9 protein-coding genes are annotated in these 12,347 nt (G+C 45.8%); 6 read left to right on the forward strand and 3 right to left on the reverse strand.

The annotated features are described in order from the left end of the window. Positions 1-52: 52 nt before the first annotated feature. The 3 genes from norR (at position 53) to R7P69_RS09025 (ending at position 4,555) form a co-directional block, all read left to right on the forward strand. Entirely contained in the window at positions 53-1,582 is a 1,530-nt protein-coding gene (norR, locus tag R7P69_RS09015) for a nitric oxide reductase transcriptional regulator NorR (protein ID WP_213870488.1), read from the forward strand. 174 nt (positions 1,583-1,756) lie between these two features. Continuing rightward, on the forward strand, positions 1,757-3,418 hold the full coding sequence (gene hcp, locus R7P69_RS09020; RefSeq protein ID WP_182016155.1) for a hydroxylamine reductase: 1,662 nt from the start codon (positions 1,757-1,759) through the stop codon (positions 3,416-3,418). An 81-nt stretch (positions 3,419-3,499) separates the two neighbouring features. Further along, positions 3,500-4,555 carry a hybrid-cluster NAD(P)-dependent oxidoreductase gene (locus tag R7P69_RS09025; RefSeq protein ID WP_213986662.1) on the forward strand — a complete coding sequence of 352 codons (1,056 nt, stop codon included), beginning with the start codon at positions 3,500-3,502 and terminating at the stop codon, positions 4,553-4,555. A 213-nt stretch (positions 4,556-4,768) separates the two neighbouring features. On the opposite strand, the gene R7P69_RS09030 is transcribed toward R7P69_RS09025, so the two are convergent. From R7P69_RS09030 to R7P69_RS09040, 3 genes are all read right to left on the reverse strand, one after another. Further along, positions 4,769-5,710, reverse strand: coding sequence for a class I SAM-dependent methyltransferase (locus R7P69_RS09030; protein WP_064368054.1), 942 nt, complete (start codon positions 5,708-5,710; stop codon positions 4,769-4,771). Positions 5,711-5,741: 31 nt separating this feature from the next. Further along, positions 5,742-6,434 carry a TIGR01621 family pseudouridine synthase gene (locus tag R7P69_RS09035; RefSeq protein ID WP_025766861.1) on the reverse strand — a complete coding sequence of 231 codons (693 nt, stop codon included), beginning with the start codon at positions 6,432-6,434 and terminating at the stop codon, positions 5,742-5,744. An 82-nt stretch (positions 6,435-6,516) separates the two neighbouring features. After that, positions 6,517-7,887, reverse strand: a complete 1,371-nt coding sequence (locus R7P69_RS09040) for a sodium-dependent transporter (RefSeq protein WP_042522154.1) — start codon at positions 7,885-7,887, stop codon at positions 6,517-6,519. A 430-nt stretch (positions 7,888-8,317) separates the two neighbouring features. Here R7P69_RS09040 and cls point away from each other — a divergent pair, with 430 nt between their 5' ends. The 3 genes from cls (at position 8,318) to R7P69_RS09055 (ending at position 12,343) form a co-directional block, all read left to right on the forward strand. Continuing rightward, a complete protein-coding gene (gene cls, locus R7P69_RS09045) occupies positions 8,318-9,772 on the forward strand; it encodes a cardiolipin synthase (RefSeq protein ID WP_005378105.1) in 1,455 nt (484 codons plus the stop codon). A 211-nt stretch (positions 9,773-9,983) separates the two neighbouring features. Next, positions 9,984-11,189, forward strand: a complete 1,206-nt coding sequence (locus tag R7P69_RS09050) for a cystathionine beta-lyase (protein WP_238952270.1) — start codon at positions 9,984-9,986, stop codon at positions 11,187-11,189. Positions 11,190-11,437: 248 nt separating this feature from the next. Continuing rightward, positions 11,438-12,343: an esterase/lipase family protein gene (locus tag R7P69_RS09055; protein ID WP_197687493.1), complete on the forward strand. Its 906-nt coding sequence runs from the start codon at positions 11,438-11,440 to the stop codon at positions 12,341-12,343. Positions 12,344-12,347 lie beyond the last annotated feature (4 nt).

Consider the following 12,347-nt stretch of genomic DNA (forward strand, 5'->3'; position numbering starts at 1 on the left):
AATGACATCAAGTTGCTAGCATGAGCCCATTCCAGATAACTTTGGGCTTGTTATGACTCCGACTGTTGACCACGTACTCCTTAATATCGCGCTAAACCTCAGCTCAAATCGCTCTCACGAGCAGCAATATCAAAACCTCATTGATGGGGTCGCGCAAGTATTCCCATGTGATGCGAGCTGCCTGTTTATCTTCGATGAGGATGGTTTTCTAACTCCTGTCGCGGTAAAAGGCTTATCCAGCTCGGTCTTAGGTCGTCGCTATTTCCCCAAGGCGCACCCTCGCTTAGATGCCATTATTCATAGCCGTGAACCGGTGCGTTTCGATGCCGATTGTTCACTGCCGGATCCTTTCGACGGCACACTATTAACTGAAGACCAATGCATTGATGTTCACGATTGCATGGGCTTTAGCTTGTATGTCGAAGGCCAACTTGTTGGCGCACTAACTATGGATGCACTAACGGTGGGCGCGTTTGATAGCATCGATCCTGTCGCTATCGAAACCTTTGCGGCTTTGACCGCTGCGACATTGCGTAACATTGCTCAGTTAAAAGCGCTCAAAGCGCAAAACCAGAAGCAAAAAAGCGTCACTCAAACCCTTATCCAGCAAGCCCGTTCTCAACATGGAGAAATGGTGGGTTTGAGTCCACAGATCAACCAGTTACGAAACAACATTGCGACTGTTGCTCAATCAGATTACGCAGTACTTATCACAGGAGAGACCGGTACTGGTAAAGAACTGGTCGCGCACTCGGTACACGCGCAATCTCATCGTAGCGATAAGCCGATGATTTACGTCAACTGTGCGGCCCTGCCTGAAGGTCTGGCTGAGAGTGAACTGTTTGGCCATGTCAAAGGCGCATTTACAGGTGCTAATAGCCACCGTGCCGGTAAGTTTGAACTGGCAGACGGTGGAACGATTTTCCTTGATGAAGTGGGCGAACTGCCTATGATTTTGCAAGCAAAATTGCTGCGCGTAATTCAGCAAGGCGAGCTGCAACGTGTGGGTAGCGATCAGCATTTGATGGTCAATGTGCGCATCATCGCCGCGACCAATCGACAATTAGAAAAAGAGGTCGAAGCTGGCACGTTTCGAGCAGACCTTTTCCACCGTTTAAACGTGTTCCCAATCCAAGTCCCCCCACTGCGTGCCCGTGACGGGGATATTCCCGTTTTAGCAGGATACCTGTTAGAAAAAGTACGCCAACAATTTAATGCGCCCAACCTGCACGTTCACCCTAAGGTGTTGGCTCAACTGGAGTCTTCACCTTGGTACGGAAACGTACGCGAGCTCGAACACACTTTAACTCGCGCGGCTTTACACGCCATTCAACAAGGCGCAAGCACGATCATGCTTAACCATTTCGACACCTCATTGGCTCTCGATGATGTAAAAAACACATCGCATTATCTGCCTAAAGAAAGCCAGCCAATGCGAGAGCTAATAGAAAGTTATCAACGTGATTTAATTGAACATGCTTTGAGCCAAACTGGTGGGGTTTGGGCAAAAGCAGCGGAGTTTTTACAAATGGATCGTGGGAACTTATATCGGATGGGTAAAAAGCTCGGGATCAATAAATAACCGACTACAAGAAGCCGATGTGATTAAGACATCAACTGCGTTGTCTTAATTACATCAACCACTCTCCTAAATCTGATAAAATCCAATGCAAATCAACAAGATAACAATTGGCACACATTCTGCTCTCTAGTGGTCAACATCACGACTATTAAAACAATCACTGGAGAACCCAATATGTTCTGTATTCAATGTGAACAGACAATTCAAACCCCTGCTGTTAAAGGTTGTTCTTTTGCACAAGGTATGTGTGGTAAAACTTCTGAAGTATCTGACCTTCAAGACGTGTTGGTTTACACACTGCAAGGGGTTTCTTTTTGGGCATCAAAAGCACTTGAATTCAACATCATTAACGATGAAATCAACCAATGGGCACCAAAGGCATTTTTCTCTACATTGACGAACGTAAACTTTGACCCTGAACGTGTCCTAGAGCTAACTTCTCAAGCGGCAACGTACAAAGCATTGCTAAAAGAGCAAGTAATGTCTGCTGCAACACTCGCCGATACCGAAGTTGCTGACATCCCTGTTGTTGCTCACTTTGAGCTACCAAAAAGCGCAGAAGCAATCTTAGCTTTTGCTCCTCAAGTCGCGGTTAACCGTGGTAAGGACCAAGTACATGAAGATGTGATTGGCCTACGCCTACTTTGCCTATACGGCCTTAAGGGTGCCGCAGCATACATGGAGCACGCACGTGTTCTTGAGCAAACCAACAACGATATCTATGCCGAATACCATGAAATCATGGCGTGGTTGGGCACAGACCCTGAAGATCTTGGCGAACTACTTGATTGCTCAATGCGCATTGGCCTGATGAACTACAAAGTGATGGAAATGCTCGACCAAGGTGAAACAACGACCTTCGGCCATCCAGAACCAACCACGGTGAACGTCAAGCCAGTAAAAGGTAAATGTATTCTTGTTTCTGGCCATGATTTGCATGACCTAGAAAAAATCCTGCAACAGACCGAAGGCAAAGGCATTAACGTTTACACCAATGGTGAAATGCTGCCTGCACACGGCTACCCTGAGCTGAAGAAATACTCTCATCTTGTCGGTAACTACGGCAGCGCATGGCAAAACCAGCAGAAAGAATTCGCCAACTTCCCTGGTGCAATCGTAATGACGTCAAACTGCTTGTTGAATCCAAATGTGGGTCAATACGCAGACCGTTTATTCACTCGTAGTATTGTTGGCTGGCCTGGTGTGGCTCACATCGAAGGCGATGATTTTAGCCAAGTGATTGAATGTGCTCTAGCGCAAGATGGTTTCCAACACGATGAAATCGAACACCACATCACGGTTGGTTTTGGTCGAAATGCACTGATGAACGCCGCCCCTGCGGTTATCGACCAAGTGAAGCAAGGCAACATCAAGCACTTCTTCCTAGTCGGCGGTTGTGACGGCGATAAAGCGGAACGTAGCTACTACACCGATTTTACGGCTGAAGCACCAGAAGACACGCTAATCCTGACCTTGGCGTGTGGTAAGTTCCGCTTCAACAAGAATACGTTTGGCGATATCAACGGCATTCCTCGCCTATTGGATGTGGGCCAATGTAACGATGCTTACTCTGCAATCCAGCTTGCACTTGCACTGGCGAAAGAGTTTGACTGTGACATCAATGAACTGCCACTCACGCTTGTGCTTTCTTGGTTCGAGCAAAAAGCGATCGTTATCTTGCTAACGCTATTTGCATTGGGCGTGAAAGGCATTTACACAGGCCCTACTGCACCGGCATTCCTAACGCCAAACCTAATCGCCATCATCCAAGAGAAGTTCGATATGCGCAGTATTGGCAATGTTCAGGATGATCTAAAAGCCATCCTAGCAGCTTAATAAACTTGCTTGTTACGCGCCTCCTTACGCGGAGGCGCTATCTATTTCGAACCAAAAATAGCCACAACCAAAGAGATTGTTATGTTTTTTGAATGGCAAGGTAACCAGCCCGTCACACTCCGTTGCATCGACAAATACTTCGAAACACACGACACCGTCAGCATAAAATTGGCCGAACTAACCGAATCACTTCTGTTTCAGTTTAAGCCTGGCCAGTTTATTAACTTGGGCGTCGAAATTGATGGAAAAATGGAGTTTCGTGCCTATTCAATCAGCTCGATCAATGAAGACGATCACCTTCAACTCACCATCAAACGAGTATCTGGCGGTAAAGTATCGAACTACATCGTTGACTCGCTGCTGCTCGGTGATACTGTTCAAGCATTACCACCAGCAGGCGAATTTAACTGCATCGACCATCCACCCGTGTTACGTGATGGCGAAACAAAAGCCTTGCTTATCAGTGCAGGTTGCGGCGTCACGCCCGTATTTTCGATGGCAAAACACTGGCTGAGTAATCAAGATGAAAACGACAACGATGTGGACATCGCATTTCTTCATATTGCACGCAGCCCAGAAGAGACGATTTACTACGATCAGCTAGAAACGTTAGACGCTGTGTATCCCAACTTCAATTTAAAGTTGTTGCTGAAAAACCGCGAAGGAACATCGCATCCACAAGGTCGTTTGAATGCCGACTGGCTTAAAGAGCTTGTTCCTGATTTCAAACAGCGCACCGTTTACCTGTGTGGTCCAAGCCAGTTTATGCAAGATGTTCACGGCTATTTGAATGACCTTGGTTTTGACATGACGAACTTCTACCAAGAGAGTTTTACGCCAGCGACTGGCGCAGAATCATCGGTCTCCGATGAGACGGTTAACGTTTCTGTTCCTGATTTTGCTCAAAGCATCGATGCTCAAAAAGGTCAGGTACTGGCCGATGTGCTCGAAAGCGCAGGTTTACCATTAATCGTCGCTTGTCGAAGCGGGATTTGTGGCTCGTGCAAATGCAAGGTTCGTAAAGGCAACGTCTCTTCCACCAGCCTAGAAACATTGACGCAAGAAGAAATTGAACAAGGCTATGTGCTCGCCTGCTCATCAACCATCGAAGCGGATCTTGAAGTGCAGATCGGTTAATGCTGCTGGTATCGATCTTTTATTGTTTCCCGTCATTCCGACGAGCCTAGGCGAGGTCAGGAATCTAATATCAGCGTGTTAGGAATAACTCACTCTGATAATAGACTCTGAATCACACTCGCGTCTCGCTATTCAGATTGACGGGGTATCGCGGAGATGCCAGCCTTACTCAAACGGCTGGTATTATAGATAGGTACAACTTTCGTTTCGTCGTCATTGCTTCTCGCTAAACAGCAACACTTTCAATGCTGCTTCGCTGTCTACGTCCATAAACTCTGGTGGGTTATCCAGACGCTCACGGAATGTCAACTCTGGCGCTTCTTCTTTCATGCTTTCAATCAAGAAGTCGCTTGTCACAGATGGCGAGTTCACACATGCCATCACTTGACCACCGTCTGCCAACAAATCCGGCAACCGACGTAAAATCTTTTTGTAATCTTTAGTCAGCGCAAAGCTGCCTTTCTGGAATGAAGGCGGATCGATGATAATCAAGTCATACTGACCAGATTTCTTAATCTTACCCCACGATTTAAAGATATCGTGCCCCATAAAGCTTACCTGGTTGATGTTATGACCATTTAGCTTGTGGTTCTCACGACCTTTAGACAGCGACGCTTTTGCCATGTCGACGTTAACCACTTTATCTGCGCCACCCGCAATGGCAGCGACAGAAAAGCCACACGTGTAAGCAAACAAGTTAAGCACGTTTTTATGCTTCGCATTTTCCCGTACCCAATCACGACCGTAGCGCATGTCCAAAAACAGACCGAAGTTTTGATTGCGGCCAATATCCAATTGGTATTTCAAACCGCTTTCTTCAACGACAGGGCGAGCGTCTAATTCACCGACAAGCACTTCTGAAGGCGCACCATCGGCATAACGGTGCTGAAGAACCATAGTGCGACCTTGCTTGTCTGCCCACAGTGGTGATTGTGCCAACGCATTGAGGCCGTTTTTCAGCTCAGCGAGAAACGCGTCGTCGACTTCTTTAAACAAGTTGATAATCACCTGACCTTGTAACCAATCACAGGTGATTTGCTCTAGGCCCTCAAAACGACGGCCACGACCATGAAACAGTCGACGAATTTCGTTAGGAGCTTGCGCGAGCTCGGTTTCTAGATGCTGAAAGAACAGCGGAAGTTGTGATGCTTGCATCGAGTTCTCTTATTAGTTTTCTTTGTGACGGTTATTTGATCGTAGGCCAGTTCAGTTCCCAAGGGGAAAGCCAAGTATCCAAACCCTGAGAGACTATTTCACTGAGCCATTTGTTACCCAGCACTTGGTATTCTCGTGGGTCGCAAACAAAGCGATATTGCTCATCTCGGTATTGGAAGCAAAGTGAAAATGCATGCAGATAACCGCGATCAGCCTCATTGCCTGCATTGTAAATCGGGTCGCCAACAATACCTGAGCCAACCGATTTTAATGCCACGCGGATTTGATGCGTTTTACCAGTGTGTGGCTTACATAAAAATAGGCGCTCTCCGGGCTCTGCCGCAAGAGAGAAAAACTGGGTGACGGCTGGGTTATTTTTGCTGTTGACCAGCTTCCATGATGAACGGCGCGAACGCTCCATATCACCAACGACCAAACCTTGTTTCTTTTTCGGCTTTTTAGAGCCAATCGCCAGATAGAACTTTTCCACTTGGCGGTCAGCAAAAGCTTGCGATAACGCACTAGCCGCTTTGGCGTTGCGTCCGAGGAGCAGAATACCCGATGTCATTTTATCCAAGCGATGGATAAGATAAAGCTGCTCATCACCACTCTGCTTAGCCACTTCTTGCAGCAGCATTGTGTCGCCATCGTCTTTATGAACAGAGACGTTGGGATGCTTATTGATGATCAGAAAATCGGGATGGGTATGTAGAATATCGAACATAAAAAAACTGGCTCCACGTTTGGAGCCAGCAGTATACATAAGTTATCGGACAAAGCTATCGAGGCTTGCCCTAAGGTCTTTTCTAAAGCTTCTTCGAGAAAATGCCAGCAAGACCAATGATTGCGATACCCAGCAGCATGATTTCACCTTTGCCACTATCAAAGCCAGACTTAATCCCCATGAAGGCAACAATAGCAATCGCAACAGGAATCAGGTATTTAACTAGGTTGTACCACAATCCAAATAGCGGGAAGGATACTTCGCCGTCATTAGTGATCTCTTTTTCTAGCTCAGCACGGCTTAGGCGCCATCCAGCAAAGATACAAACCAACATACCACCAACCGCTAAGAAGATTTTGTCCGTTAGCAAGTCGAAGATATCAAAGGCACCGGTACCGAACAGCGTTGGTCCCATTCCACCTAACGATAGTGACGCAAAAATACATAATGCCGCCATAACTGCGCTTGCAGACAGAACTGCGTTAGAGCGCTTCATGCCTTTCTCGTCGATTAGGTAAGACACGACAACTTCCAATAGTGATACTGAAGAAGTTAATGCCGCCACCGTCAAACCGATGAAAAATAGCAACGCGAATAGCAACCCAATCACACCGCCCATTTCAGCAAATAGCTGAGGAACGACAACGAATACAAGACCAGGGCCTGCTGCAGGCTCCATGCCAAAGGCAAACATTGCTGGGAACATAGCAACACCAGCAAGAATCGCGACACCAGTATCCATCGCTGTAACCATACCGGTTGTTTGAACTAGATTCTCTTTCTTCTTCAGGTAAGAACCGTACGTCATCATACAACCCATACCTAAGCTAAGTGAGAAGAACGCCTGTCCTAGTGCAGCAAGAACCACGTTGCTGTCGACTTTAGAAAAGTCCGGCATGAATAAGAACTCAAGGCCAGCCATTGCACCTGGCAGCATTAAGCCCTTAACAGAAACAACGATTAGGATTAAGAACAGAAGCGGCATCAGAACCTTACCGGCTTTCTCAATACCACCCGAAATCCCTTTCATCACGATCATGACGTTAAGGAACAGGTAAACACCCATCCACATTAAAGGTTGAATCGGATCTGAGATGAAACCGCCAAAACTGTCGCCAATTGCTTCTGGCGCGCTGAGTAGACCACCACCCACTTTAAAGATGTAGGCCAATGCCCAACCACCAACCACAGGGTAGAAGCCCATGATCAAAAGACCACTGAAGACTCCCATAACGCCAGTGAACGTCCAGCGTCGGTCAGTTGTTTTGAATGCACCTACGGCAGAAAGACCTGTCTTACGACCAATAGCGAACTCTGTCAGCATCACGCTAAAGCCGATAAAAATTACAAAGATAAGATAGATAGCAACGAATGCACCGCCGCCACTCTCACCTGCTGTGTAAGGGAATTTCCATATATTGCCTAAACCGACAGCGGAACCCGCTGCTGCCATTACGAAGCCTAGTTTAGACCCCCACGTATCACGTGGTGCTGCTGTATTAGTTGTAGCCACGCTTTTTCTCCAAAATTAGTTTGTTGTGTATGCATAGAGATAGGCGTCTAAAAAGTTTATGTAAAAATTATTGTACACTTATAGAATAAGCGTTCGACGCACTATGTCTAGAAAGTAAAGCAGCTCCCCTTTAAAATTGGAACCCCAAAAAAGTACATTTATCGCACAAGTGTCGAGTTACGCAGGTTAAATGCTGCTTTTTTGTTCAAAAGTTAAAGAATGGCCTTATTTTTCACATTAAAATAACAGAATCAGCTGTTATGAAATTCGTTCCTCATATAAGGTCAATCCCACGTCTAAATGGGAAATCTATTCCCCCAACCCACTTTTATGCTTAATATCCTAGAAGGGCATATTACTCTGAGCGTATATGGACAAGTTTTATCACTTTCTTACTTTAGCTGGCATCGGGCTATATTGGTTACTGGTCGCAGGTGTGACCATTCGTGTCGTTTTAAAGCGCCGTGCAGTGAGCGTGTCTTTAGCTTGGCTAATGATCATTTATATCCTTCCCGTTCTGGGTGTCGCATGTTATTTCCTCTTCGGTGAACTGAACTTAGGCAGAAAGCGAGCCGAACGTGCGAAAGAGATGTTTACACCATTCGAGAAGTGGTTCAGTCAGCTTAACGACTGTAACGCGCACAACCCAGAAACGATGGGAAGGCACATCTACCGAATTGATGAACTTTGTAACAACCGCCTTGGTCTTCCCGCATTGAGCGGTAATACATTGTCGCTGCAACAGTCACCTAATGAGATTTTGCATTCCATTATTGAAGACATCGAAAACGCGCAGAGCAGTATTCGAATGGTATTCTACATTTGGCATCCAGGTGGTTTGGCTGACTCTGTGGCTTCTGCGCTTATTCAAGCGGCTAAACGCGGCGTAGATGTCAAACTATTGCTCGATTCAGCAGGTAGCCCGCGTTTTTTCAGAAGTCCTTGGTATCGAATGATGCAGGATGCTGGAATTGAAGTTATTCAAGCGTTAGAAGTGAAGATGTGGCGTATTTTCTTACGTCGTCTTGATCTTCGCCAACATCGCAAGATCATCGTAATTGATGATGAAATTGCTTATACAGGTTCAATGAACTTGGTTGACCCGGCTTACTTCAAGCAAAATAGTGGCGTTGGGCATTGGGTGGACATCATGGTTCGCATTACGGGACCAACGGTAAACGTATTGAGTGCCATCCACTGTTGGGATTGGGAAGTCGAAACTGGCGAACGTCATTTACCAAGACTACCTGAATGCAAGATCGATGAGAGTGAATTCCAACACCCTATTCAGGTTGTGCCTTCTGGCCCAGGTATGCCGGAATATCTGATCTATCAAGTATTAACATTGGCAATAAACCAAGCCAATCGCTCGGTACGAATCACAACACCATATTTCGTGCCCAATGCTGATTTACTCGAAACGTTAAAGATGACAGCACAACGAGGCATTGACGTTGAACTCATTATTCCACATAAAAATGACTCTATGATGGTGCAATGGGCGTCACGCGCTTTTTATAGTGAGCTCTTGAGTGCAGGGGTCAAGATTTATGAGTTTTATGGTGGTTTGCTGCATACAAAATCTGTCGTAATTGACGACCAATTCTGTTTAGTTGGCACCGTAAACATGGATATGCGCAGCTTGTGGCTGAACTTCGAAGTGACCCTCGCCGTTGATGACGAAGAGTTCACCAAGCAAATGTCTTGGTTACAAGATAGCTATATTAAGCAATCTCACACTGTTGTATTGGAAGAATGGGAGAAAAGGAGCCTATTTTCTCGGTTCTTAGAGCGAGTGTTCTATCTCTTCAACCCACTCCTCTAATACCTCAAATACACCGACTAAAAAACCTCCAGCGCTACATGCATCCTGCTGGAGGTTTGTTCTTTTAGCTCCCTATCTACACGATACCTCTCGACATCATTACCTGTTCATCTTGGCTGTTATTGGCTGATAGTCGACTTTTCCCTTGCATAACCTACGTCGTCCATGTTTTAAATATTCAAAACCGCAATATTTAAGACAGGGAACTTTTATGTCAGAGGGAAAAAAAACCAAACTCATTACCGCTGGCCGCGATAAAAAGTGGACAAATGGTGTTGTAAACCCACCCGTTCAACGCGCTTCAACCGTGGTATTCAATACCGTTGCAGAAAAGAACCAAGCCACCATTAATCGTGCAAACAAAACGTTGTTTTATGGTCGCCGAGGCACCAACACGCACTTTGCTTTCCAAGACGCAATGGTTGAGATTGAAGGTGGAGCTGGTTGCGCGCTTTACCCTTGTGGAACGGCAGCAATTTCAAACGCCATCCTCTCTTTCGTTGAAACTGGCGATCACATTCTAATGGTGGACACTTGTTACGAACCAACTCGTGACTTTTGTAACACCATCATGAAGAAGATGGGTATCGAAACCACCTATTATGACCCAATGATCGGTGAAGGTATCCAAGACTTGATTCAGCCGAATACCAAAGTCCTTTTCTTGGAGTCTCCTGGTTCAATAACCATGGAAGTCCAAGATGTACCTACATTAGCACGCATTGCCCATGAGCAAGATATCATCGTGATGCTAGACAATACATGGGGAGCTGGCGTGAACTTCTCTCCTTTCGAGCATGGCGTAGACATTTCCATTCAAGCGGCGACTAAGTATATCGTTGGACATTCAGATGTCATGCTAGGTACTGCTGTGGCTTCTGAAAAGTATTGGGATCAGCTTCGTGAACAAAGCTACCTGATGGGTCAGTGCGTTTCTCCTGACGACGCATACCTAGGTCTTCGAGGTATTCGCACGTTGGATGTTCGCCTAAGACAACACGCAGAAAGCAGTTTAAAAGTCGCTCAGTGGCTCGCTTCTCGCCCAGAAGTTGATCATGTCCGCCATCCAGCTTTAGAAACAAGCCCTGGCCATGAGTTTTTCAAACGAGACTTCACAGGTGGAAACGGCTTGTTTTCATTTGTTCTCAAAACGTCTTATCCAAAAGCGACGACGGCTCTGCTTGATGGTATGAAACACTTCAGTATGGGTTACTCTTGGGGCGGTTATGAAAGCCTCATTCTAGCTAACGAACCTAAGAGCTTTAACAGCCTGAGAACCGTAGCTCACCCACACTTTGAAGGTACTTTGGTTCGTATTCATATTGGCTTAGAAGACGTAAATGACTTGATCGCTGATTTAGAGACTGGTTTTGCGCGTTATAACGCCTTAATGCTTGAAAAAGAAGTCTCCCTATAACAATGATTGAATCGCCCTGCATTGCGGGGCGTTTTTATAACCCCCTGACTTAATTAGAATTTACTAACATTCACCCACGCCATTAATTAATGTTAATCATTTGTGTTGTTTTTCAATTGAGCAGTCACAGAATGAAATAATGTGCTATAAATAGGCTTTCCAAATTTAGAGTTTCTCTCCTACTTTTTATCATTCATAAGAGGTCATACCACAAGGAGATAGTTTTGAAACTCAAATTTATAGCGCTAATGCTTTTTACCTTAATTACCGTCCCAATAACCTCCGTATCCGCTGCAACAGGTTATACCCAAACCAAGTATCCGATTGTTCTGGTTCATGGATTATTTGGTTTTGATACCCTCGCAGGCGTAGATTACTTTTTCGGAATACCACATTCCTTAACAAAAGATGGCGCTACGGTTTATGTTGCACAGGTATCCGCGACCAATAGCAGCGAAGTTCGAGGGGAGCAACTGCTTGCTCAAGTCGAAACCTTACTTGCAGCAACAGGCGCAGAGAAAGTCAATCTCATTGGTCACAGTCATGGTGGTCCAACAACGCGCTATGTTGCCTCTGTCCGTCCTGACCTAGTCGCATCAGTTACGAGTATAGGAGGCGTTAATAAAGGGTCTAAAGTGGCAGATTTAGTTCGTGGCACCGTATCTGAGGGTTCGGGTAGTGAGCAGCTCGCGGTAAAACTGGCGCAAGGCTTAACTACTCTTATTAATCTTCTATCAGGTGGTTCTGATCTCGACCAAGACCCTTTAGCCTCACTAGCAGCATTAACCACGGAAGGATCATTAGCGTTTAACCAACACTACCCGGAGGGAGTCCCTACCAGTGAATGTGGTAATGGTGACTTGCTGGCTTCAAATGGCGTTTATTACTACTCATGGACCGGATCATCCACTTTTACAAACGTTTTCGATCCGACCGATGCTGCCATGATGGTACTTGGCTTAGCCTTTGATGGGCCAAATGATGGCTTAGTTGGTGCGTGCAGCACACATTTGGGCAAAGTCATACGTGATGATTATCAAATGAACCATTTGGATGAAATTAACGGCCTACTCGGTATTCATCATCTTTTTGAAACCGATCCAGTCACGCTTTATCGCCAACATGCAAATCGTCTCAAACTTCAAGGTTTATAAGAGG

Origin of the sequence: Vibrio sp. 661 (genome assembly GCF_033339315.1) — a bacterium.
Taxonomy (GTDB): domain Bacteria; phylum Pseudomonadota; class Gammaproteobacteria; order Enterobacterales; family Vibrionaceae; genus Vibrio; species Vibrio alginolyticus.